This window comes from Klebsiella huaxiensis, assembly GCF_003261575.2.
GTDB classification, from domain to species: domain Bacteria; phylum Pseudomonadota; class Gammaproteobacteria; order Enterobacterales; family Enterobacteriaceae; genus Klebsiella; species Klebsiella huaxiensis.
Map to the genome: position 1 here is coordinate 1,468,692 of NZ_CP036175.1, position 24,908 is coordinate 1,493,599.

General features: G+C 51.3%; 17 protein-coding genes, 1 tRNA gene and 3 rRNA genes. 13 read left to right on the plus strand and 8 right to left on the minus strand.

Features of this window, described 5'->3' with window-relative positions; translation table 11 throughout:
- Window positions 1–79: 79 nt before the first annotated feature.
- From rluD to DA718_RS07140, 8 genes are all read left to right on the plus strand, one after another.
- On the plus strand, window positions 80–1,060 hold the full coding sequence (gene rluD, locus DA718_RS07105) for a 23S rRNA pseudouridine(1911/1915/1917) synthase RluD (protein ID WP_110277470.1): 981 nt from the start codon (window positions 80–82) through the stop codon (window positions 1,058–1,060).
- Window positions 1,057–1,788: a purine nucleoside phosphorylase YfiH gene (gene yfiH / locus DA718_RS07110; RefSeq protein WP_112217083.1), complete on the plus strand. Its 732-nt coding sequence runs from the start codon at window positions 1,057–1,059 to the stop codon at window positions 1,786–1,788. Before rluD ends, yfiH begins: the two co-directional genes overlap by 4 nt.
- Window positions 1,789–1,916: 128 nt before the next feature.
- Window positions 1,917–4,490, plus strand: coding sequence for an ATP-dependent chaperone ClpB (gene clpB / locus DA718_RS07115; protein ID WP_112217084.1), 2,574 nt, complete (start codon window positions 1,917–1,919; stop codon window positions 4,488–4,490).
- A gap of 441 nt (window positions 4,491–4,931) precedes the next feature.
- Window positions 4,932–6,471: ribosomal RNA gene (locus tag DA718_RS07120) — 16S ribosomal RNA — on the plus strand.
- An 87-nt stretch (window positions 6,472–6,558) separates the two neighbouring features.
- A tRNA-Glu gene (locus DA718_RS07125) sits at window positions 6,559–6,633 on the plus strand.
- A 211-nt stretch (window positions 6,634–6,844) separates the two neighbouring features.
- Window positions 6,845–9,751, plus strand: a 23S ribosomal RNA gene (locus DA718_RS07130).
- A 65-nt stretch (window positions 9,752–9,816) separates the two neighbouring features.
- Window positions 9,817–9,932, plus strand: a 5S ribosomal RNA gene (gene rrf, locus DA718_RS07135).
- The 16S, 23S and 5S rRNA genes sit together here with 1 tRNA gene alongside, the layout of an rRNA operon.
- Window positions 9,933–10,252: 320 nt before the next feature.
- Entirely contained in the window at window positions 10,253–11,551 is a 1,299-nt protein-coding gene (locus tag DA718_RS07140; RefSeq protein WP_112215412.1) for an MFS transporter, read from the plus strand.
- A gap of 2 nt (window positions 11,552–11,553) precedes the next feature.
- On the opposite strand, the gene DA718_RS07145 is transcribed toward DA718_RS07140, so the two are convergent.
- The 5 genes from DA718_RS07145 to trxC form a co-directional block, all read right to left on the minus strand.
- Complete coding sequence (locus tag DA718_RS07145) at window positions 11,554–11,880, minus strand: YfiM family lipoprotein (protein ID WP_112215413.1); 327 nt, start codon at window positions 11,878–11,880, stop codon at window positions 11,554–11,556.
- Window positions 11,881–11,921: 41 nt separating this feature from the next.
- Window positions 11,922–13,277 carry a CDP-diacylglycerol--serine O-phosphatidyltransferase gene (gene pssA, locus DA718_RS07150; RefSeq protein ID WP_112215414.1) on the minus strand — a complete coding sequence of 452 codons (1,356 nt, stop codon included), beginning with the start codon at window positions 13,275–13,277 and terminating at the stop codon, window positions 11,922–11,924.
- 114 nt (window positions 13,278–13,391) lie between these two features.
- Window positions 13,392–16,049, minus strand: coding sequence for a bifunctional acetate--CoA ligase family protein/GNAT family N-acetyltransferase (locus DA718_RS07155; RefSeq protein WP_112215415.1), 2,658 nt, complete (start codon window positions 16,047–16,049; stop codon window positions 13,392–13,394).
- Between the two features lie 35 nt (window positions 16,050–16,084).
- Window positions 16,085–16,783, minus strand: coding sequence for a tRNA-uridine aminocarboxypropyltransferase (locus DA718_RS07160; protein WP_112215416.1), 699 nt, complete (start codon window positions 16,781–16,783; stop codon window positions 16,085–16,087).
- Between the two features lie 69 nt (window positions 16,784–16,852).
- Window positions 16,853–17,278 (minus strand): thioredoxin TrxC, encoded by a 426-nt coding sequence (gene trxC, locus DA718_RS07165; RefSeq protein WP_112215417.1) that lies wholly within the window; start codon window positions 17,276–17,278, stop codon window positions 16,853–16,855.
- 203 nt (window positions 17,279–17,481) lie between these two features.
- Here trxC and DA718_RS07170 point away from each other — a divergent pair, with 203 nt between their 5' ends.
- A complete protein-coding gene (locus DA718_RS07170) occupies window positions 17,482–18,552 on the plus strand; it encodes a tRNA/rRNA methyltransferase (protein WP_112215418.1) in 1,071 nt (356 codons plus the stop codon).
- A 109-nt stretch (window positions 18,553–18,661) separates the two neighbouring features.
- Here DA718_RS07170 and ung read toward each other — a convergent pair whose 3' ends face one another.
- Window positions 18,662–19,351 carry a uracil-DNA glycosylase gene (ung, locus tag DA718_RS07175; protein WP_112215419.1) on the minus strand — a complete coding sequence of 230 codons (690 nt, stop codon included), beginning with the start codon at window positions 19,349–19,351 and terminating at the stop codon, window positions 18,662–18,664.
- Window positions 19,352–19,662: 311 nt separating this feature from the next.
- Here ung and grcA point away from each other — a divergent pair, with 311 nt between their 5' ends.
- Complete coding sequence (gene grcA / locus DA718_RS07180; protein ID WP_110272046.1) at window positions 19,663–20,046, plus strand: autonomous glycyl radical cofactor GrcA; 384 nt, start codon at window positions 19,663–19,665, stop codon at window positions 20,044–20,046.
- 45 nt (window positions 20,047–20,091) lie between these two features.
- Here grcA and srmB read toward each other — a convergent pair whose 3' ends face one another.
- Entirely contained in the window at window positions 20,092–21,423 is a 1,332-nt protein-coding gene (srmB, locus tag DA718_RS07185; protein WP_112215420.1) for an ATP-dependent RNA helicase SrmB, read from the minus strand.
- Window positions 21,424–21,555: 132 nt separating this feature from the next.
- Here srmB and trmN point away from each other — a divergent pair, with 132 nt between their 5' ends.
- Window positions 21,556–22,293, plus strand: coding sequence for a tRNA(1)(Val) (adenine(37)-N(6))-methyltransferase TrmN (gene trmN, locus DA718_RS07190; RefSeq protein WP_112215421.1), 738 nt, complete (start codon window positions 21,556–21,558; stop codon window positions 22,291–22,293).
- On the opposite strand, the gene nadB is transcribed toward trmN, so the two are convergent.
- Entirely contained in the window at window positions 22,278–23,897 is a 1,620-nt protein-coding gene (gene nadB / locus DA718_RS07195; RefSeq protein ID WP_112215422.1) for an L-aspartate oxidase, read from the minus strand. The genes trmN and nadB overlap by 16 nt on opposite strands.
- 285 nt (window positions 23,898–24,182) lie before the next feature.
- Here nadB and rseD point away from each other — a divergent pair, with 285 nt between their 5' ends.
- The gene (gene rseD, locus DA718_RS07205; RefSeq protein ID WP_167492730.1) at window positions 24,183–24,323 is read left to right on the plus strand and encodes a rpoE leader peptide RseD; all 141 of its coding nucleotides are present in this window, start codon (window positions 24,183–24,185) and stop codon (window positions 24,321–24,323) included.
- Window positions 24,320–24,895, plus strand: a complete 576-nt coding sequence (gene rpoE / locus DA718_RS07210) for an RNA polymerase sigma factor RpoE (RefSeq protein ID WP_110272050.1) — start codon at window positions 24,320–24,322, stop codon at window positions 24,893–24,895. The genes rseD and rpoE overlap by 4 nt, the downstream gene beginning before the upstream one ends.
- Window positions 24,896–24,908: the final 13 nt, after the last annotated feature.

A 24,908-nucleotide genomic window follows, 5' to 3' on the forward strand; every position in this document is an offset into this window, starting at 1 on the left:
CCGATTAAGACCAGCTACAATAGCACACTATATTAAACGGCAAAGCCGTAAAACCCAACGTTAAACGAAGAAGCTGTATATGGCACAACGAGTACAACTCAACGCAACGGTGACCGAAAAACAACTCGGTCAACGCTTAGATCAGGCTTTGGCCGAATTGTTCCCGGATTATTCGCGTTCACGCATAAAAGAATGGATCCTCAACCAGAGAGTGCTGGTAAACGGTAATGTCAGCGACAAGCCGAAAGAGAAGGTGCTGGGGGGAGAGACGATTTCTGTCGATGTTGAAATCGAAGAAGAAGTCCGTTTTCAACCGCAGGATATTCCGCTCAATATCGTTTATGAAGATGATGACATCCTCGTAATTAACAAACCGCGCGGTTTAGTTGTACACCCCGGCGCGGGCAATCCTGACGGTACTGTGCTGAATGCGCTGCTGCATCACTATCCGCTCATCGCCAATGTACCGCGTGCGGGTATCGTGCATCGTCTGGATAAAGACACCACCGGTTTGATGGTGGTGGCGAAAACTATCCCGGCGCAAACCCGACTAGTGGAGTCTCTGCAGCTGCGTGAAATCACCCGTGAGTATGAAGCGGTGGCGATTGGTCACATGACGGCTGGGGGAATGGTTGAAGAACCGATCAGTCGCCATCCTACCAAACGTACTCATATGGCGGTGCACCCAATGGGGAAACCGGCGGTGACGCATTATCGTATAATGGAGCATTTCCGCATTCATACTCGTCTGCGTTTGCGCCTGGAAACCGGCCGTACGCACCAGATTCGTGTGCACATGGCGCATATCACCCATCCGCTGGTGGGCGATCAGGTTTACGGTGGGCGCCCGCGTCCGCCGAAAGGGGCTTCGGAAGAGTTCATCTCAGCGCTGCGTAAGTTCGATCGCCAGGCTCTGCATGCCACTATGCTGCGTTTATACCATCCGGTTAGCGGCATTGAGATGGAATGGCACGCGCCGATTCCACAAGATATGGTTGATTTGATTGATGCCATGCGTGCTGATTTTGAAGACCATAAGGACGATATCGACTGGTTATGACTAAATTGATTGTTCCGCAATGGGCTGCACCAGAAGGCGTGGTTGCCTGTAGTTCAACTCGTATTGGTGGGGTGAGCCAGTATCCTTATTATTCACTCAACCTTGGTGCTCATTGTGGCGACAATCTACAGCACGTAGAAGAGAATCGTCGTCGGATGTTTGCCGCAGGAGGTCTGCCGTCATATCCGGTATGGCTGGAGCAAGTTCACGGCACGGCGGTACTGAAACTTGACGGCGGGCCGTATGAATCAAAACGTGCGGATGCTTCGTACTGCAATGTGCCGGGTACGGTATGTGCGGTAATGACAGCTGACTGCCTGCCGGTGCTTTTTTGTAACCGTGCAGGCACTGAGGTCGCGGCAGCTCACGCCGGCTGGCGTGGGTTATGCGAAGGCGTATTGGAAGAAACGGTCTCCTGTTTTGCCGATCGAGCAGAAAATATCATGGCCTGGCTTGGCCCGGCTATTGGGCCGGAAGCATTTGAGGTTGGCGCTGAAGTACGTGAAGCCTTTATGGAAAAGGATGTCCAAGCGGAGAGCGCATTTCGTCCTACGGGCGAGAAATACCTTGCAAACATCTATCAACTGGCTCGTCAGCGCCTGGCGAATGCCGGCGTGGAGCTGGTTTTCGGTGGCGACCGCTGTACTCTAAGTGAAAAGAATGATTTTTTCTCTTATCGTCGCGACAAGACGACAGGGCGTATGGCAAGTTTCATCTGGCTGATATAACCTGCCGGACTAAGACGATCCAGAAGGCAGACTTATTTTTTGCATAGTTCAGGTCTTTCACCTTGAATAATTGAGGGATGACCTCATTTAATCTCCAGTAGCAAATTTGACCTGTTATGGGAGGAGTTATGCGTCTGGATCGTCTTACCAATAAATTCCAGCTTGCTCTTGCCGATGCCCAGTCGCTTGCACTTGGGCACGACAACCAATTCATCGAACCTCTTCATTTAATGAGCGCCTTGCTGAATCAGGAAGGGGGATCGGTACGTCCTTTATTAACTTCAGCTGGCATCAACGCCGGAGAGTTACGCACCAATATTGAACAGGCACTGAGCCGTTTACCCCAGGTGGAAGGTACCGGTGGTGATGTTCAACCATCTCAGGATTTGGTGCGTATTCTGAACCTTTGCGACAAGCTGGCGCAAAAGAGAAAGGACAACTTTATTTCGTCGGAACTGTTCGTTCTGGCGGCGCTTGAATCACGCGGTACGCTGACCGACCTTTTGAAATCCGCCGGAGCAACAACCGCCAATGTGAGTCAGGCGATTGAACAAATGCGTGGAGGTGAAAGCGTGAACGATCAGGGTGCTGAAGACCAACGTCAGGCATTGAAAAAATTTACTGTCGATCTGACCGAGCGTGCCGAGCAGGGCAAGCTTGACCCGGTGATCGGCCGTGATGAAGAGATCCGCCGTACTATTCAGGTACTGCAGCGTCGTACCAAAAACAACCCTGTGCTCATTGGTGAGCCAGGCGTCGGTAAAACGGCCATTGTTGAAGGACTGGCGCAGCGAATTGTGAATGGTGAGGTACCGGAAGGCCTGAAGGGCCGCCGAGTACTGGCGCTGGATATGGGTTCGCTGGTGGCGGGGGCCAAGTATCGTGGTGAGTTTGAAGAGCGCTTAAAAGGCGTGCTGAACGATCTTGCTAAGCAGGAAGGCAACGTTATTCTGTTTATCGATGAGCTGCACACCATGGTAGGCGCGGGTAAAGCAGACGGTGCAATGGACGCCGGGAACATGCTGAAACCGGCTCTGGCTCGTGGTGAACTGCACTGCGTTGGTGCTACAACGCTTGATGAATATCGCCAGTATATTGAAAAAGATGCTGCGCTGGAACGTCGTTTCCAGAAAGTGTTCGTCGCGGAGCCGACAGTTGAAGATACCATCGCGATTCTGCGTGGATTGAAAGAACGTTATGAACTGCACCACCATGTGCAGATCACTGACCCGGCGATTGTGGCGGCAGCAACGTTGTCTCATCGTTACATTGCCGACCGTCAGTTGCCGGATAAGGCTATCGACCTGATTGATGAGGCCGCATCCAGCATTCGTATGCAGATTGACTCGAAGCCGGAAGAGCTCGATCGCCTTGACCGCCGTATTATTCAGCTCAAGCTGGAGCAGCAGGCGTTGAAGAAAGAGTCGGATGAAGCCAGTATCAAGCGGCTGGATATGCTGAATGAAGAGCTGGCGGATAAAGAACGCCAATATTCAGTATTAGAGGAAGAGTGGAAGGCTGAAAAGGCTTCGCTCTCTGGAACTCAGACGATTAAGGCTGAGCTGGAGCAGGCAAAAATAGCCATTGAACAGGCGCGTCGCGTCGGCGATCTGGCACGGATGTCTGAACTGCAATATGGCAAAATTCCTGAGCTGGAAAAACAGCTGGCGGCTGCAACTCAGTCTGAAGGCAAGACCATGCGCCTGTTGCGTAATAAAGTAACGGATGCAGAAATTGCGGAAGTGCTGGCTCGCTGGACCGGAATCCCTGTCGCCAGAATGCTGGAAGGTGAGCGCGAAAAGCTGTTGCGTATGGAACAGGACTTGCACCATCGCGTGATTGGTCAGAATGAGGCGGTTGAAGCGGTATCGAATGCGATCCGTCGTAGCCGTGCTGGCCTGTCAGATCCGAACCGACCGATTGGCTCATTCCTGTTTCTTGGGCCAACCGGTGTTGGTAAAACGGAACTTTGTAAAGCGCTGGCCAACTTCATGTTTGATAGCGACGATGCGATGGTTCGTATCGATATGTCCGAGTTTATGGAGAAACATTCCGTCTCGCGTTTGGTGGGGGCGCCTCCGGGATATGTCGGTTATGAAGAAGGTGGCTATCTGACTGAAGCGGTTCGCCGTCGTCCTTATTCCGTCATCCTATTGGATGAAGTGGAAAAAGCGCATCCAGATGTCTTTAACATTCTGTTGCAGGTTCTGGATGATGGTCGTTTGACTGACGGGCAGGGCAGAACGGTCGACTTCCGTAATACGGTCGTCATTATGACTTCTAACCTTGGTTCGGATCTTATTCAGGAACGTTTTGGGGAGTTGGATTATAGCCACATGAAAGACATAGTTCTGGGGGTTGTTAGTCAAAGTTTCCGCCCGGAATTTATCAACCGTATTGATGAAGTCGTTGTATTCCACCCGCTGGGTGAAAAACACATTGCTTCAATTGCGCAGATTCAACTGCAGCGGTTGTACAAACGTCTGGAGGAGCGTGGTTATGAAGTACGCATATCTGATGATGCGCTGAAGTTACTGAGCGAAAATGGTTACGATCCTGTTTATGGTGCACGTCCACTGAAACGGGCTATCCAGCAACAGATCGAAAACCCGCTGGCACAGCAGATTCTTTCTGGGGAGCTGATTCCAGGGAAAGAAGTGCAATTAATTGTGAAAGACGATCGGATTGTGGCAGTGCAGTAAATCACAAAACAACAAAAACGAGCCCATTGGGCTCGTTTTTGTTTAAAAACCAGGCGATAATTTAAACTGGATAAGATTTTTGCTCGAAAAGTAATCGGGTGGATCTTTTTTTGGAAATTCCCCTTGTCACTTCGGAATTACTCCCTATAATGCGCTCCCACTGACACGGCAGATGTGAATCACTTCACACAAACAGCCGGGTCGGTTGAAGAGAAAAACCTGAAAATAAGGTTGACTCTGAAAGAGGAAAGCGTAATATACGCCACCTCGCAACGGTGAGTGAAAGCCGCGTTGCACTGCTCTTTAACAATTTATCAGACAATCTGTGTGGGCACTCAAAGTGACATGGATTCTTAATGTCTTCGGACAATAAATGAATACCAAGTCTCTGAGTGAACATACGTAATTCATTACGAAGTTTAATTCACGAGCATCAAACTTAAATTGAAGAGTTTGATCATGGCTCAGATTGAACGCTGGCGGCAGGCCTAACACATGCAAGTCGAACGGTAGCACAGAGAGCTTGCTCTCGGGTGACGAGTGGCGGACGGGTGAGTAATGTCTGGGAAACTGCCTGATGGAGGGGGATAACTACTGGAAACGGTAGCTAATACCGCATAACGTCGCAAGACCAAAGTGGGGGACCTTCGGGCCTCATGCCATCAGATGTGCCCAGATGGGATTAGCTTGTTGGTGAGGTAACGGCTCACCAAGGCGACGATCCCTAGCTGGTCTGAGAGGATGACCAGCCACACTGGAACTGAGACACGGTCCAGACTCCTACGGGAGGCAGCAGTGGGGAATATTGCACAATGGGCGCAAGCCTGATGCAGCCATGCCGCGTGTATGAAGAAGGCCTTCGGGTTGTAAAGTACTTTCAGCGAGGAGGAAGGGGGAGTGGTTAATAACCATTTTCATTGACGTTACTCGCAGAAGAAGCACCGGCTAACTCCGTGCCAGCAGCCGCGGTAATACGGAGGGTGCAAGCGTTAATCGGAATTACTGGGCGTAAAGCGCACGCAGGCGGTCTGTCAAGTCGGATGTGAAATCCCCGGGCTCAACCTGGGAACTGCATTCGAAACTGGCAGGCTAGAGTCTTGTAGAGGGGGGTAGAATTCCAGGTGTAGCGGTGAAATGCGTAGAGATCTGGAGGAATACCGGTGGCGAAGGCGGCCCCCTGGACAAAGACTGACGCTCAGGTGCGAAAGCGTGGGGAGCAAACAGGATTAGATACCCTGGTAGTCCACGCTGTAAACGATGTCGACTTGGAGGTTGTTCCCTTGAGGAGTGGCTTCCGGAGCTAACGCGTTAAGTCGACCGCCTGGGGAGTACGGCCGCAAGGTTAAAACTCAAATGAATTGACGGGGGCCCGCACAAGCGGTGGAGCATGTGGTTTAATTCGATGCAACGCGAAGAACCTTACCTACTCTTGACATCCACGGAACTTGCCAGAGATGGCTTGGTGCCTTCGGGAACCGTGAGACAGGTGCTGCATGGCTGTCGTCAGCTCGTGTTGTGAAATGTTGGGTTAAGTCCCGCAACGAGCGCAACCCTTATCCTTTGTTGCCAGCGATTCGGTCGGGAACTCAAAGGAGACTGCCAGTGATAAACTGGAGGAAGGTGGGGATGACGTCAAGTCATCATGGCCCTTACGAGTAGGGCTACACACGTGCTACAATGGCATATACAAAGAGAAGCGACCTCGCGAGAGCAAGCGGACCTCATAAAGTATGTCGTAGTCCGGATCGGAGTCTGCAACTCGACTCCGTGAAGTCGGAATCGCTAGTAATCGTGGATCAGAATGCCACGGTGAATACGTTCCCGGGCCTTGTACACACCGCCCGTCACACCATGGGAGTGGGTTGCAAAAGAAGTAGGTAGCTTAACCTTCGGGAGGGCGCTTACCACTTTGTGATTCATGACTGGGGTGAAGTCGTAACAAGGTAACCGTAGGGGAACCTGCGGTTGGATCACCTCCTTACCTTAAAGAACCTGCCTTTGTAGTGCTCACACAGATTGTCTGATGAATGTAAAGAAGCAAGACGGCTGCGAAGTCGCGACACCTCGTGTCCCCTTCGTCTAGCGGTTAGGACTCCGCCCTTTCACGGCGGCAACAGGGGTTCGAATCCCCTAGGGGACGCCACTTGCTGGCTGTGAGTGAAAGACACAACCCACCGATATCTCAAAACTAACTCAGTGAGTTACGTTTGAGATATTTGCTCTTTAAAAATCTGGATCAAGCTGAAAATTGAAACGACACGCTGCGTCTGTTCTCCGTAATAAGAACAGAATGACGGTGTGTTCGAGTCTCTCAAATTTTCGCAATCATGAAGTGAAACATCTTCGGGTTGTGAGGTTAAGCGACTAAGCGTACACGGTGGATGCCCTGGCAGTCAGAGGCGATGAAGGACGTGCTAATCTGCGATAAGCGTCGGTAAGGTGATATGAACCGTTATAACCGACGATTTCCGAATGGGGAAACCCAGTGTGATTCGTCACACTATCGTTAAGTGAATACATAGCTTAACGAAGCGAACCGGGGGAACTGAAACATCTAAGTACCCCGAGGAAAAGAAATCAACCGAGATTCCCCCAGTAGCGGCGAGCGAACGGGGAGGAGCCCAGAGTCTGAATCAGTTTGTGTGTTAGTGGAAGCGTCTGGAAAGTCGCAGGGTACAGGGTGATACTCCCGTACACAAAAACACACAGGCTGTGAACTCGAAGAGTAGGGCGGGACACGTGGTATCCTGTCTGAATATGGGGGGACCATCCTCCAAGGCTAAATACTCCTGACTGACCGATAGTGAACCAGTACCGTGAGGGAAAGGCGAAAAGAACCCCGGCGAGGGGAGTGAAACAGAACCTGAAACCGTGTACGTACAAGCAGTAGGAGCCCACTTGTTGGGTGACTGCGTACCTTTTGTATAATGGGTCAGCGACTTATATTCTGTAGCAAGGTTAACCGAATAGGGGAGCCGCAGGGAAACCGAGTCTTAACTGGGCGTTAAGTTGCAGGGTATAGACCCGAAACCCGGTGATCTAGCCATGGGCAGGTTGAAGGTTGGGTAACACTAACTGGAGGACCGAACCGACTAATGTTGAAAAATTAGCGGATGACTTGTGGCTGGGGGTGAAAGGCCAATCAAACCGGGAGATAGCTGGTTCTCCCCGAAAGCTATTTAGGTAGCGCCTCGTGAATTCATCTTCGGGGGTAGAGCACTGTTTCGGCTAGGGGGTCATCCCGACTTACCAACCCGATGCAAACTACGAATACCGAAGAATGTTATCACGGGAGACACACGGCGGGTGCTAACGTCCGTCGTGAAGAGGGAAACAACCCAGACCGCCAGCTAAGGTCCCAAAGTCATGGTTAAGTGGGAAACGATGTGGGAAGGCACAGACAGCCAGGATGTTGGCTTAGAAGCAGCCATCATTTAAAGAAAGCGTAATAGCTCACTGGTCGAGTCGGCCTGCGCGGAAGATGTAACGGGGCTAAACCATGCACCGAAGCTGCGGCAGCGACACTATGTGTTGTTGGGTAGGGGAGCGTTCTGTAAGCCGTTGAAGGTGGCCTGTGAGGGTTGCTGGAGGTATCAGAAGTGCGAATGCTGACATAAGTAACGATAAAGCGGGTGAAAAGCCCGCTCGCCGGAAGACCAAGGGTTCCTGTCCAACGTTAATCGGGGCAGGGTGAGTCGACCCCTAAGGCGAGGCCGAAAGGCGTAGTCGATGGGAAACAGGTTAATATTCCTGTACTCGGTGTTACTGCGAAGGGGGGACGGAGAAGGCTATGTTAGCCGGGCGACGGTTGTCCCGGTTTAAGCATGTAGGCGGGCGTTTTAGGTAAATCCGGAACGTCATTTAACGCTGAGGTGTGATGACGAGGCACTACGGTGCTGAAGTAACAAATGCCCTGCTTCCAGGAAAAGCCTCTAAGCATCAGGTAACATCAAATCGTACCCCAAACCGACACAGGTGGTCAGGTAGAGAATACCAAGGCGCTTGAGAGAACTCGGGTGAAGGAACTAGGCAAAATGGTGCCGTAACTTCGGGAGAAGGCACGCTGATGGTAAGTGAAGTGACTTGCTCATGGAGCTGAAATCAGTCGAAGATACCAGCTGGCTGCAACTGTTTATTAAAAACACAGCACTGTGCAAACACGAAAGTGGACGTATACGGTGTGACGCCTGCCCGGTGCCGGAAGGTTAATTGATGGGGTTATCCTCGCGGAGAAGCTCTTGATCGAAGCCCCGGTAAACGGCGGCCGTAACTATAACGGTCCTAAGGTAGCGAAATTCCTTGTCGGGTAAGTTCCGACCTGCACGAATGGCGTAATGATGGCCAGGCTGTCTCCACCCGAGACTCAGTGAAATTGAACTCGCTGTGAAGATGCAGTGTACCCGCGGCAAGACGGAAAGACCCCGTGAACCTTTACTATAGCTTGACACTGAACACTGGTCCTTGATGTGTAGGATAGGTGGGAGGCTTTGAAGTGTGGACGCCAGTCTGCATGGAGCCATCCTTGAAATACCACCCTTTAATGGCTGGTGTTCTAACGTGGACCCGTGATCCGGGTTGCGGACAGTGTCTGGTGGGTAGTTTGACTGGGGCGGTCTCCTCCTAAAGAGTAACGGAGGAGCACGAAGGTTAGCTAATCCTGGTCGGACATCAGGAGGTTAGTGCAATGGCATAAGCTAGCTTGACTGCGAGCGTGACGGCGCGAGCAGGTGCGAAAGCAGGTCATAGTGATCCGGTGGTTCTGAATGGAAGGGCCATCGCTCAACGGATAAAAGGTACTCCGGGGATAACAGGCTGATACCGCCCAAGAGTTCATATCGACGGCGGTGTTTGGCACCTCGATGTCGGCTCATCACATCCTGGGGCTGAAGTAGGTCCCAAGGGTATGGCTGTTCGCCATTTAAAGTGGTACGCGAGCTGGGTTTAGAACGTCGTGAGACAGTTCGGTCCCTATCTGCCGTGGGCGCTGGAGAATTGAGGGGGGCTGCTCCTAGTACGAGAGGACCGGAGTGGACGCATCACTGGTGTTCGGGTTGTCATGCCAATGGCATTGCCCGGTAGCTAAATGCGGAAGAGATAAGTGCTGAAAGCATCTAAGCACGAAACTTGCCCCGAGATGAGTTCTCCCTGACCCTTTAAGGGTCCTGAAGGAACGTTGAAGACGACGACGTTGATAGGCCGGGTGTGTAAGCGTAGCGATACGTTGAGCTAACCGGTACTAATGAACCGTGAGGCTTAACCTTACAACGCCGAAGATGTTTTGGCGGGTTTGAGAGAAATTCAGCTTGATACAGATAAACAGAATTTGCCTGGCGGCGACAGCGCGGTGGTCCCACCTGACCCCATGCCGAACTCAGAAGTGAAACGCCGTAGCGCCGATGGTAGTGTGGGGTCTCCCCATGTGAGAGTAGGGAACTGCCAGGCATTAATTAAGTGAAGAGCCCATCCGTCAGGATGGGCTTTTTGCGTTTTTAAACACTAAACAAATCCTCTTCAATCCCAAGAATATTCTCCCTTTTCTACAACATAAAAGCCTGCGCAAACTCTCTTGCCCTCATATTTCACTTTATCCTTGGCCGGGCATTCGCATTAATCTTGAACACTCATATAACGAAATAAAATGTGATTATCGTCACATATAAAATTATAACAATTATATAACATTTAATTCACTAATTGATTTATCTGAATGAGTTGGTTCACCCGACGCGGCAGATTGCAGTTCTTGCTGGAGCAAAATTACAATGACAGAAAGTAGCATTCACGAACGCGGATCGCTTGATCATGCTGATACCCGGCGTCGTATATGGGCAATTGTGGGGGCATCATCAGGGAATCTGGTTGAGTGGTTTGATTTTTACGTCTATTCGTTTTGCTCACTCTATTTCGCACACATCTTCTTTCCTTCGGGAAATACCACCACGCAATTGTTACAAACGGCGGGGGTGTTTGCTGCCGGTTTTCTGATGCGTCCTATCGGAGGGTGGTTATTCGGACGCATTGCCGATCGTCGCGGACGTAAAGCTTCTATGCTGATTTCGGTATGCATGATGTGCTTCGGATCGCTGGTGATTGCTTGTCTACCGGGATATGCCACTATCGGGACCTGGGCTCCGGCATTGCTGCTGCTGGCACGCCTGTTCCAGGGCCTTTCCGTCGGCGGAGAATACGGCACCAGCGCAACCTACATGAGTGAAGTTGCGGTGGAAGGTAAGAAAGGTTTTTACGCTTCATTTCAGTATGTCACGTTGATTGGTGGCCAACTTCTGGCGGTGCTTGTTGTTGTCGCATTACAGCAGATCCTTAGTGATGAAGATCTTCATGCCTGGGGATGGCGCATCCCCTTTGCCCTTGGCGCCGTATTAGCCATCGTTGCTCTGTGGCTGCGTCGTCAATTAGATGAAACCTCTAAACAGGAAACTCGTGCGCTAAAAGAGGCGGGTTCGTTTAAAGGGCTATGGCGTAACCGTAAGGCATTTATTATGGTACTCGGTTTTACTGCCGCTGGTTCGTTAAGCTTTTATACCTTTACAACCTATATGCAAAAATACTTGGTCAACACTGCTGGTATGACGGCGGGTACTGCCAGCATGATCATGACCGCAGCCTTGTTCGTTTATATGTTGGTTCAACCGCTTTTTGGTGCTCTTTCGGATAAGATTGGCCGCCGAACCTCAATGCTCTGCTTCGGCGTATTGGTTACCGTCTTTACCGTTCCTATCCTGAATGCATTGCAGAGTGTGAGTTCACCGTATGCAGCATTTGCTTTGGTTATATGTGCGTTGCTGATAGTGAGTTTCTATACTTCAATTAGCGGGATCCTGAAGGCCGAAATGTTTCCGGCTCAGGTACGTGCCTTAGGGGTTGGATTATCTTATGCGGTTGCCAACGCGCTCTTTGGCGGCTCAGCGGAGTATGTCGCGCTGTCGTTAAAATCGGCCGGAATCGAGCACGCCTTTTACTGGTATGTGACCGTAATGGGGGCAATAGCTTTCCTGGTCTCCTTGACTTTGCACCGCAAAGGTAAAGGTCTGCGTTTGTAGAATTATTGATGGGCCAGCTGCCATACGGCATAGCCTGTAGTGGCACCCGCTACATCCCAGGCGAAATCTTTCCAACTCCAGCCGCTTCCTGCGGGGCGGCTGTCCCACAACTCTTTAGATGCACCTAAGCTCACGGAAAACATAAAACCGATAGCTGCACTACGATCGCGGCTATAGCCCTGGTGCTGGGCATATTCATTACCTGCAGCAGAGAGCATTGCTGAGGCGAGGAAATGCTGTGCTTTATCCTGGCCTTTCCAGGAGTCATTAGCCATATGACTACAACCGGTTAGCAATAATAGCAGAGCGATAATCACGATAATGCGCATATAAAATCCACAAAAAGCCCCACATATAGTGGGGCGGAAATTCAGAGGATACGGCTAATAAGACGGTCGATTCGGATACGTCTCAGACGCCTAATCAGCTTGCGAACTTTTACCGGGTAATCAGCAATGCTTTGCAAATCACGGTAGTGTTGGACGATTGTCGTATGCTTGCGAATGAGATTAAGCTCTTTTTCACGCACTGCGCCAAGTTGATGTTTCGGATCGTGGATAAGAATGGCATTTTCCAGATCAAGTCGCCATGCGCGAGGGTTCAGGTTATTTCCCGTCAGCAACATCCATTCGTCATCAACCCACATGCCTTTCAGGTGGTAGCTGTTATCGTCATCTTTCCATAAACGGACAATCAGTTGGTCAGTGTTGACATAATACTGCAGTCGACTCAGGAAGCGACGCAGATTAATTTCATAGAGATAGGGAAGTGCGCCGATGATTTTAAACGGCTGATCTTCTGGGATATAGAAATCGTTGGCCGTTTTATCGCCGACAATAATTTCAACTTTCTTTCCGCTACGTAGTAGCTGAATGATATTACGCACTAGTAGAGCGGGTAGGTTGAAATAAGGTGTGCAGATGGTCAACTTGTGCTCTGCACAGGGCATCAGATGGAAGATAGTTTTATTCAGCAGGCTTGATTTGCCTAAGCCAACCAGTGGTGTTACTGATAACTGATCTTCATCTGCGTCGCCGAGAAAATGGTAGCTGCTATCGCGAAGTTCCTGACGATACTGACGGATATCATTTTTGATTTCCGGACTTTTCGGTCGATCGGCCTTGTCCAGGCGATTAACCCCACGACCTTGCACCAGGTTATTCTCAACCCAATCGAACATAACATCGGCCATTTTACCGTTGCGAATGCACTGGTAGCGGTCATAGCGATACTTATCGTGTTGATGCAGGTAAACATCATTCAGACTCGCGCCGCTGTAGAGAACGCAATCATCAACGATAAAACCTTTGAAATGGAGAACGCCGAGTGCCTCCCGGGTATTTACCGGAACGCCATAAACCGGAATATCGACGCCGGGATTTTCCTGCGCCATACGGCAATACCAATCGGCATTGGTGTTTGAGGCCGCGGCACCTATACGACCACGCTGGGCTCGATGCCAGTCGACCAGTACCCGAACATCTAATTCTGGACGCTGACGTTTAGCGTCATACAGTGCCTGCAAAATTCCTTTGCCGCCATCATCCTGTTCCAGATAGAGCGCAATAATACAAATACGCTGGGTGGCTTGAGCTATCTTTGCCAGTAACGCTTGCCGAAAATCTGCGGGAGCGTAAAAAAACTCGATATCATCAACTGACTGAGAAAGCTTAGGGAGTTGGGCAAGGTGTTGTTGATGTTTATTTCGTTTAAATTTTGACAACATCACAGTGCGTTTCTTCTCTGTTTATTGAAGGGTCTTCTGTACCATGCAGACGACGTAAGCGGGCAATAATACCATTACTACCCGTTAAAGTAGTCAACAATTGCGCTCACCCGTTTATGATTGCGCTGGTGCAAGTTGTAGAGACAAACTGACAATTCCATCTTCCAACTGGATATCAACCGTAAATCCCAGCTTTCTGGCAAGGCCTATCATGCCTTTATTGTTAGGCATTGTGATGCCGTTAAGTCGTTGCAGACCGTGGTTTTGCGTATAAGCAATTAATTTTTCTAGTAGCCTACGGCCTAAGCCCAGACCTTTCAGGTCGGAGCGTACCAGCACGGCAAACTCGGCATCAATATTATCCGGGTCGGAGATCGCGCGAGTTACCCCGAGGATCTCATTTCCCTCTGCCGTTGCACGCACGGCAACAAAAGCCATTTCTCGATCGTAGTCTATCTGCGTCATATTGGCTAAATCGTCATGCGTAAATTCATTGATTTCGCTGAAGTAACGATAGTAAAGATCTTCCTTCGTTACTTGTCCGATAAAGGCCAGCAACTGCGGCTCATCTTCTGGAAGAATAGGGCGAAACAGGCAACGTTCGCCATTTTTCATTACCACCCACTCTTCCTGCTGTTGCGGATAGGGACGCACGGCCAGGCGGCTTTCGCTATCCCCGGTAAAAGGGGCAAGACTTAACGTGACATCAAGCGCAGTAAACTCGTGACCGGAAGCGAGTAAAGGATGGATGTCCAGGCGCTGAATCTCCGGGCAGTCGACAATTAAATTAGATACCTGTACCAGCAATTGACTCAGGCCAGGAATGTCTAATGGTCGTAGCGCGCTGCGACCGCGCATTTTTTTACTCTTGATTGCCTGAATGACCAGATAGCGCGCCAGGTTCATATTCAACGGCGGTAGCGCGACGGCAGCCTGATCTTCTGCACGCCACTCGACGCCGCCTTCACCCAGCATGATCAGTGGCCCGAAGACCGGATCGTGCTCCACTACCACTCGAAGCTCCTGTGCCCCGGCGCGGTTGGCCATACTTTGTACCAGCAGTCCGTGAATACGCGCCTGCGGCCAGGTCATTTTCACGCGATCGATAATAGCATCCGCCGCCTGCTGTACTTCGATGGCAGTACGTAGATAAAGCATAACCCCCTGAACTTCTGACTTATGGGGGATATCCGGCGAGCGTAGCTTCAGCGCCACCGGATAACCAATCTGCTCGGCGATATGTACTGCTTCAGCACTATCGGCAGCAATCCACGTCGGCAGAGTATGGATGCCATAAGCGCGCAGAACGGGGCTCACTTCATGGGTATCCAGCGACGTTGCGCCTTCATTGATTGCGCGTTGCAGCAAGTCTCGGGCTTCAGCAGTGTTGGCGGTTAACGAGTCTGACAGAACCGGCGTTTCCCGGAGCTGTTTTTGGTTACGTCGGTATTCCACCATGTGCATAAAGGCAGTAATAGTGCCCTCGGGAGTCCGATAAGTCGGTAGGCCCGCATCGCTAAACAAACGCCGTGCTTCCTGAGAAGAGAATTCGCCACACCAGTTGGTGAGAACGGTAACGTATTTACCGCGTGGGTGGCGTTTCAGGGCATCAATTAGCGCCAGTGCGCTTTCCGTTCCCGGTGCGGCGGCACTTGGGGCATGGATCACCAGCAGTGCATCATAGTCATGGCTATCAAGCAGGGCGTTCAGCGCATTAAGGTAATGCTCGCTACTGGCATCATCGCGGAGATCTAAGGGGTTGGCGATATCGATGCCAGCAGGTAATGCTTGGCGCAGTTTGTCGCTGGTCTCTTCGCTGAGAGCAGCAAGTTTACCATTTCGCAGCCAGAGCTCATCCAACGCCAGCGCAGCCGGAGCCGCTCCGTTGCTGATAATCATCAGTTTCTCGCCGCGCAGTGGGCGCATATGGCTGAGGGTTTCGACAGCGGAGAACAGCTCATGCGTGTCCTGTACCCGCAATAAGCCCGCACGCTGAATAGCAGCATCCCATGCAGGATCCATCCCTGAATTAACGTGCAGCAGTTTCTGCGCCGCCGGACTACGCCCGCTTTTAATCACCAGGATAGGTTTATTACGCGATGCGCTACGCGCCGCCGAAACAAAACGTCGGGCATCACTAATATGCTCAAGGTAGAGCAGAATGGCGCTAGTCTTGCTATCGCGAGCCAGGAAGTCGAGTAAATCATCGACGTCGATATCCAGACTGTCACCCAGTGCTATAAAGTAAGAAAAACCCATCTCTCGCTGCTGCGCCCAGTCGAGGATAGTGTTGGAGACCGCTGCTGACTGGGAAATAAACGCCAGTTTACCGCGATGAATTGGAACCGGAGAAAAGCTGGCATTGAGCCCCTGCCATGGCGCAAGCAGGCCGAGACTGTTTGGCCCGAGCAGCCGCATTTGATAGCGGGCGGCACACTTAAGCAGCGCAGGATATTGGTCGGGTATTGAAGACAGAATGATGCAGGTTTTACACCCTTTTTGCCCCAAGGCTTCCAGCAAATCAAGGTTTCTCCGGGCATTAGTGCACAGCACAGCAAGATCGGGTGTAAATGGCAGGCTGTCGATAGTCGGCCAGGCCAGCACGCCCTGAACCGCTTTCCAGGTTGGCGTCACAGGAAGCACAGGGCCATTAAACCCGCCAGCCAGCAGGTTGCGCATCATCAGATAACCGGCACGCTGTGGTTTCATTGATGCGCCAATTACGACTATCGACTTTGGCCGCAGCAATGCTTCCAGACCTCGTTGGCTCATACCGGTCTCCTTAAATCTCCAGTGACCGAATGATTTTAAACGTTTTCTGTCTGGTATGCTGTGATGCTGCCCTTATGCTGCGTTTTTCCTGCCAGATAGCGGGCCCTGAACAAGCTAAAGTGCTCGCCAAGCGCTGTGGCTGCGGGTTTATCTCCCGCGAGATCCAGCAATGCAATCGCCACTTCGGCAGTGCAGTATTGCCCTTGCGCATGGGCTTCCCGCAGGTGGTAAGCAGAGATACGGGACAGGTCAACGGAAATAATCGGCAGTGCATCCAGCCAGGGGCTTTTACGGAACATTTTTCGAGCTTCGGGCCAGGTACCATCGAGCATAATAAATAGCGGTGGTTTGCCCCCAGGTGGTGCATCAAGCACCTGGCGTTCGGTGCCGGCATAAGAAGCAGGAAAAACCACCATTGGTTGGTAATGGGGATTGGTGACTAAATCAAGCAACGCCTGTGGCGGCTCGGTGCGTGACCACTGGAACGCTTCGGTATTCGGAAGAGTATCGGCAATAAGGCGCCCGGTATTGCTGGGCTTCATCGGCTCGGTATCGAACATTACCAGACAAAAACGACTGGAAGCGGCAACCGGGTTGAGGGTCTCGCAAAGGCACTGTTTCAACGGCAGCAAGCAACGCTGGCAGCGGTGAATGCGGTTGCCGCGAGCAAGGAAAGGACGGGTGGCGCGAGCGAGGCGTTCAGCGCGAAGACGAAGGACGGCGTTATCAGTCATGGAGATCGCTAAGAAAAAACGCCATTGTCGCAGAGGTAAAAACGGGGCACAAGCAGTGCCCCGTCAGGTTTACTGCTGGCCGGCTTCGTTTAGCCAGCTATCGAAAGGCGCTTTAGGGACGGCACCGCTCAGCATATCGATGACTTCGCCATTTTTAAACATCATAATGGTCGGGATGCTACGAATGCGAAAGCGAGCGCTGAGTTCTCGTTCCATTTCGGTATTCACTTTCACGAAACGCATTTCGCCACTACGTTCTTCAGCTACATCTTCAAAGATCGGCGCGAAGTTACGGCAGGGGCCGCACCATGGCGCCCAGAAATCGACAACGACGGGGAGATCGTCCTTCAGTAGTTTATCCAGCGTTGCCCCGGTCGCGTTGATTACGTCGCCGTCAAAAAGATCGTGACCGCAGCGCCCACATTTTGCGCCATCAGCGCTACGATCGTCTGGGATGCGGTTCAGAGCCTGACAACTGGCACAAACGGTATTCATAACTAACCTCTGGTTATGGGTTGCAGCGTGGCACGTGGCCGATTTGTATCTGTAATGTTACATATTATCGATGGCTAGCTATTAAAGGACAATGTGTTTTGTTCGATGAATACGATAGACCCAGGCTTTTAAATGAAATAATGGCTAAGTGATGACACATCGGGTAATCTGCGCGCTTCGCGCAGCGCAGGTGGAGAAAATTGATGAGCGACGAACTGAAAAATAAAAGCGGCAAGGTCAAAGTGATGTATGTCCGCAGTGATGATGATTCTGAGAAACGCACCCAAAACCCGCGTACCGGGAAAGGGGGAGGTCGTCCAGGAAAATCACGCGTTGACGGCCGCAACCGCCCTGCGCGCGATGAAAGAAGTAGCCGCGGTGGTGACCGTAAACGTGACGATCGCAAGCGTGATGATTTCGGTGGTGAAGGCTCGTCTCCGTGGCGTACCGTGTCTCGTGTGCCTGGAGAAGAAAATCCGGTAAAAGCCGATCACGGTGGGATCAGCGGTAAAAGCTTTATCGATCCGGAAGTGTTGCGTCGTCAGCGTGCGGAAGAGACCCGCGTTTATGGTGAAAATGCCTGCCAGGCCTTATTCCAGAGCCGTCCAGATGCCATCGTGCGTGCCTGGTTTATCCAGAGCGTAACGCCTCGCTTTAAAGAAGCTCTGCGCTGGATGGCGGCAAATCGCAAAGCCTATCACGTTGTTGATGAAGCTGAACTGGCTAAAGCTTCAGGTACTGAACATCATGGCGGCGTTTGCTTCCTGATTAAAAAGCGCCATGGCACATCGGTTGAACAGTGGGTTGCTAAAGCTGATGCTGAAGATTGCGTTCTGGCGCTGGAAGATGTGGGTAATCCCCATAACCTCGGCGCGATCATGCGTAGCTGCGCGCATTTCGGCGTTAAAGGCGTTGTTGTGCAGGATGCTGGAGTACTGGAGTCCGGTGCCGCAATCCGTACAGCAGAAGGTGGCGCAGAGCACGTTGAACCGATCACTGGCGATAGCTTCATTGATACGCTCGAGAGATTCCGCAGCGCGGGTTACGCGATTGTTTCTACTTCCAGCCATAATGGTACTCCGCTGTTTAAAGCCGAGCTGCCGAAGAAGATGGTGCTGGTGTTAGGGCAAGAGAGTGATGGTCTGTCCGATGCGGCGATCTCCAGTGCCGATCTGAATGTGGCTATCGAAGGGACTGGTAATGTGGAGAGCCTGAACGTTTCTGTTGCTACCGGCGTATTGCTGGCAGAGTGGTGGCGTCAGAATAAGGCTTGATACCTTAATTCAAAGTAAAAAATGCCAGCACAGCTGTAATGCGAATGCTGGTATTTTTTTGTCCTGAATCTGAGCGATGATTGGTCCGTAGATTCATACGGACGGCCATTTACTCGTTTTCAGTTGGTAACACCGGAACCCAGTCAATCGGTGCTTCGCCGCGTTCAGCCAGCCACTGATTGGCCTGGACAAAATGGTTGCTGCCAAAGAACCCGCGATGGGCAGAAAGCGGTGACGGATGCGGCGCTTTCAGTACGCAATGGCGCTGACGATCGATAATCGCCCCTTTCTTTTGCGCATGTGACCCCCACAGCAGGAACACCACACCCTCCCGATGTTGGTTGATCAATGAAATCACTTTATCGGTGAAGGTTTCCCATCCGAGGCTGGCGTGTGAGTGCGCTTGCCCCATCCGTACCGTTAATACGGTATTGAGCAGCAGCACGCCCTGACGTGCCCAGCTTTCGAGATAACCGTGAGTCGGGCGCTGAAATCCAGGTATCGTCCCTTCCAGTTCCTTGTACATATTAAGCAGTGATGGTGGTGTCGCAATTCCTGGTAGAACAGAAAAGGCAAGGCCGTGAGCCTGCCCGGGTCCGTGGTAGGGATCCTGGCCCAGGATCACCACTTTGACATCGCTTAATTCGGTGTAACGAAACGCATTAAAGACATCTTTTTGCGGTGGGTAGATGGTGATGCCAGATTGGCGTTCTTCAGCAACGGTTTTCAGGGTGTTAACAAAATAAGGTTGCTGCTTCTCTTCTGCCAGTACATCGTGCCATGTTAATGGGGTGGTCATTTTGCTCTCCTGCAAAGTGTCATCGCCATAGCTTAACTGCATCTTTCTACAACACAAAATTTGCGCCACGCGATTGACGTTCTGCATGCAAAAAAAATTGAAATTTTACAAATTTATTTAGTGTTGGATATGGCGTAACTTGATGTAAAACAATAATATCCATCCATACCCACTTTTGTTGAGTGGTTTTTGTTGATTTAAATCAATGAATGCCGGGTTCTCGGCTGTTATATATACACTCATACAACAATGGTTTTACCAATTGGCCGCGAAGGCCAATAATCGAATAAACACTGCCTGGGAGGCATCAAATGATTACTGGTATCCAAATTACTAAAGCTGCAAACGACGACCTGCTGAACTCTTTCTGGCTGCTGGATAGTGAAAAAGGCGAAGCACGCTGCCTGTGCGCTAAAGCCGGTTATGCTGAAGATGACGTGGTTGCGGTAAGCAAACTGGGCGAGATCGAATACCGTGAAATTCCGGTAGACGTGAAACCGGAAGTTCGCGTTGAAGGTGGTCAGCACCTGAACGTAAACGTACTGCGTCGCGAAACGTTGATGGATGCGGTTGAACATCCGGAAAAATATCCGCAGCTGACTATTCGCGTATCTGGTTACGCGGTACGTTTTAACTCTCTGACTCCGGAACAGCAGCGCGATGTTATCGCCCGTACTTTTACCGAAAGCCTGTAAGATTAAGTTTTGATGTGAAAACGCCGGGATATCCCGGCGTTTTTTTTATTTTTCGTTTGGCTGCTGCGGCGTATCGCTCCCGCTTGCCTTGCGACGCTTACCAATATTCTTGGTATCACGGTGACGTTTCTTCACGCGCGGCTTCTCTTTCTCTTTCTCTTTTTTCTCTGCACGCTTCGCTAATACTTTCTTAGATGGCTTACCAGTCTGCTTCTCGCTCGGTGCGCGAGTCGTTGGGCGCAGCTCATCGATGACTCGGGCTTTTAACGGCTCTTCAATATAACGGCCAATTTTGCCCAACAGCAGATGGTCATGAGCCTCAACCAGAGAAATGGCGACGCCTTTTTTCCCTGCGCGACCCGTTCGACCGATGCGGTGTAGATAAGTATCTGCGGTGCGCGGCATATCGAAGTTGATGACGTGGCTTACATCCGGAATATCGATACCACGAGCAGCGACATCAGTCGCAATCAGCACATTCATACGACCATCTGTCATACGTTTAATAGCTTCATTACGCTTTGCCTGAACCATCTCTCCTTCGAGCCAGCAGGTATTGATACCCGCCTCACGCAACCAGCCTGCCAGTTCATGAACACGCTCGCGTTTACGCACAAAGACGATAGAACGTGTGGCATCAGGCTGCTTCAGTAAGTTAACGAGAAGTGCCGTTTTGTGTTTGATGTCATCAGCACGGTAGTACCACTGATGAATTTTCTTACGCTCGCGAGTGGAAGGGGTGGCAGAGACTTCTACCGGCTCTTCCAGCAGACGTTCAGCAAAGTCCTTAATCGCGTCGCCTTCGAGAGTGGCGGAGAACAACATAGTCTGCTTACGCCAGCGGGTTTCACCGGCAATATGTTCGATATCCTGAGCAAAACCCATGTCGACCATGCGATCTGCTTCATCAAGGATTAGCGTTTCAACGGCGCGGCAGTCGAAGTTTTCTTCTTTTATGTATTGCAGCAGGCGTCCGGTTGTAGCAACCACGATGTCCTGGTTCTCGCTGAACACTTCCGCGTGGTTCATATACGCTACGCCGCCGGTGATAGTGGCGATATCCAGATGAGTATGTTTTGCCAGTTCACGCGCATGGTCAGCAACCTGCATCGCCAGCTCACGAGTCGGCGTCAAGATGAGAATGCGCGGCGGACCGGACTTCTTGCGTGGAAAATCGAGCAGGTGCTGCAACGCTGGCAGCAAATACGCCGCTGTTTTACCGGTGCCGGTCGGGGCTGAACCGAGAATGTCACGGCCATCAAGCGCAGGCGGAATAGCGGCGGCCTGAATGGCTGTCGGGCGTGTGAAACCTTTATCCTGGAGCGCTTCCAGTAGGTTTTCGTCGAGTTCAAGTTCGGAAAAAGTCGTTACAGTCATGATCTACCTCTGAGTGGACCGCCGATTATAGACGTTACGGACGCAATGTTCATCTGTTTGTAAGGCTATCTGTTCTCCGGTATTGTGCATAGCCTTAAGCCCAGGAGTTTTTTGCCCGCAAGGTTATCGAGGATGTCTCAGTCGAAGTTTGCGCTGCCGCGCAATGGTTTTACGTTTAAACAATTTTTTATCGCCCACGATCGCTGTGCGATGAAGGTGGGCACTGACGGCATTTTACTTGGCGCATGGGCTCCGATAGCGCAGGTTAAGCACGTACTGGATATCGGTACTGGCAGCGGCCTGCTTGCGCTAATGATAGCGCAGCGAACCGTGGAGGCGGTCACTGTTGACGCTGTAGAACTGGACGAAGATGCGGCAGAACAGGCGCGGGAAAACGCTGAAGAATCCCCGTGGTCCGGACGTATCCAGATCCACCAGGCTGATATTCAGCAATGGCAGTCGCCGCAAACCCGACGCTACGAACTGATTGTCAGTAATCCGCCTTTTTTTGCTGAAGGTGTCCCCTGCGCGACCTCGCAGCGTGAGCAGGCCCGCTATACCACCACGCTCGATCATACAACGCTGTTAACCTGTGCCGCTGAATCCATTACGGAAGAGGGATTTTTTTGCGTTGTGTTGCCGGTTGATATCGGCAACACATTTGTTCAGCGGGCGCAGAACATGGGTTGGCATCTACGTTTACGTACCGACGTGGCGGAAACGGAAATGCGTCCACCGCATCGGGTTCTGATGGCTTTTTCGCCGACAGCGGGTGAGTGCTTTAGCGACAGGTTGGTTATCCGTGGGCCAGAGCAGCAGTATTCCGAAGGATTTACCGCTCTGACCGAGGATTTCTATCTTTTTATGTGAACCAGTGGCGACAGCACTGACGGTCCGCTAGTCGGCAACTGTTCCGGATAGTCCAGCGTATAGTGCAGACCACGGCTCTCTTTACGTAGCATGGCGCAGCGCACAATCAACTCGGCAACCTGGACCAGGTTACGCAGCTCCAGCAAATTATTGGAGACGCGGAAGCGGGTGTAATATTCGTCCAGTTCCTGCTGCAGCATAGTAATGCGTCGCAGGGCGCGCTCAAGTCGGCGGGTGGTGCGCACAATGCCGACATAATCCCACATTAATAAGCGCAGCTCATGCCAGTTATGTTGGATAACAACAAGTTCGTCGGGGATCTCGACCTGGCTTTCGTCCCATAAAGGAAGTTCATTGACTCTCTGCGCGAAAGGCATGCGCTTAACGATATCTTCGGCTGCGGACCAACCGTAAACAAGACACTCCAGCAGCGAGTTTGAAGCCATGCGGTTAGCGCCATGTAATCCGGTATAGCTGACTTCGCCGATGGCGTACAGGCCGTCGACATCAGTACGCCCGTTATCGTCAACCATCACACCGCCGCAGGTATAGTGAGCAGCCGGAACAATAGGCACCGGCTCTTTTGTCAGATCGATTCCCAGTCCCAGTAACTTCTCGTAAATCATCGGGAAATGGTGGCGAATAAATTCTGCGGGTTTATGGCTGATGTCGAGATACATGCAGTCAACACCAAGGCGTTTCATTTCATGGTCGATGGCTCGGGCGACCACATCGCGGGGGGCCAGTTCACCGCGTTCGTCAAAGTCCGGCATAAATCGAGTGCCGTCCGGGCGCTTCAACAGTGCGCCTTCACCGCGCAAGGCTTCTGTCAGCAGGAAATTGCGCGCTTGCGGATGGTATAAGGCGGTTGGGTGAAACTGATTGAACTCAAGGTTGGCGACCCGACAACCTGCGCGCCAGGCCATGGCGATCCCATCACCGGAAGAGACGTCTGGATTTGTCGTATATTGGTATACCTTAGCCGCGCCTCCGGTAGCCAGTACCACCGCTTTCGCACTACAAGTTTCAACCGTTTCTTTATTTCGATTCCAGACCCAGGCCCCCACAACGCGACGCGTTCCCGGCAGGCCGATTTTATCTGAGATAATTAGGTCAACGGCGTTGCTGCGTTCCAGCACGCGGATGTTGGGATGAGAAAGCGCTTTGCTGACCAGCGTTGTCTCTACGGCTTTACCCGTCGCGTCGGCTGAGTGGAGAATTCGGCGGTGGCTATGACCCCCTTCCCGGGTCAAGTGATAGCTTTCAGCTCCGTTAGCCTGAACCTGAGTATCAAACAGGACGCCCTGATCAATAAGCCACTGAACGCAGGGTTTGGCATTGCTGGCGACAAAAGAAACGGCATGGCGATCGCAAAGGCCGGCTCCGGCAACCAACGTATCTTCTACATGGGATTCAATGCTGTCGGTTTCATCGAAGACGGCGGCGATCCCGCCTTGAGCATAGAAAGTTGACCCTTCACTGATAGGGCCTTTGCTCAGTACCGTGACTGTGCAGTGTTCCGCCAGCCGCAAAGCAAGTGACAATCCGGCAGCACCGCTGCCAACAATCAGTACATCACAAGAGGAATCAGAAGTTGTTTTCATGAGCTTTGTTTAATTTACTAAACAGGATTGCAGCACAATAGCACCAGCCTGCGCTGAATCGTACATTTTTTTTACTCAATGTTGTGGCGGCTAAACATAATGCTTTGATGGGGTGGGCTGTAAATGTAAGAAAAGTTTTGCGAAGCAACTCGTTAGCTTCAGATTTTATAGTGAAATAAAAGTCGGGTTACGTTACCCTTCTGGCGGGCTTTGCGCTTTTTCTTATTATCTTACATATCGTTTAGCTACCGGGGCATATAATGAGAGATAACGACCCGTCAGCCGGTGCCAGACGAAAAAAAAAGGCGTAACGGAACTTTATTGTTTTCAGACACTCCAACCCTCAGCTTGCTCATTTATGCAGTCATTGGGTGGTGTTTTGAATACGCATGGGAATTGGGTTTGGGGAGACATTACCTCGGATGAGCGAGCAGTTAACGGATCAGGTCCTTGTTGAACGGGTCCAGAAAGGAGATCAGAAAGCATTTAACCTGCTGGTGGTACGCTATCAGCATAAGGTTGCAAGCCTGGTCTCCCGCTACGTGCCACCGGGCGATATCGCTGACGTTGTTCAGGAGTCGTTCGTAAAAGCATGGCGTGCGCTGGATTCTTTCCGGGGGGATAGTGCTTTTTACACCTGGTTATATCGTATCGCCGTCAATACGGCGAAGAATTATCTGGTTGCTCAGGGGCGCCGTCCGCCATCTAGCGATGTTGATGCCAATGAGGCAGAAAATTTCGAAAGTGGCGGGGCATTGAAAGAAATTTCGAACCCTGAGAACTTAATGTTGTCAGAAGAGCTGAGACAAATAGTTTTTCGTACCATCGAATCGCTCCCGGAAGATTTACGCATGGCAATTACCTTGCGGGAGTTGGATGGCATGAGCTATGAAGAAATAGCCGCCATCATGGATTGTCCGGTGGGTACAGTGCGTTCGCGTATCTTCCGGGCACGAGAAGCTATTGATAATAAAGTTCAACCGCTAATCCGGCGTTGACGATAGCGGAATA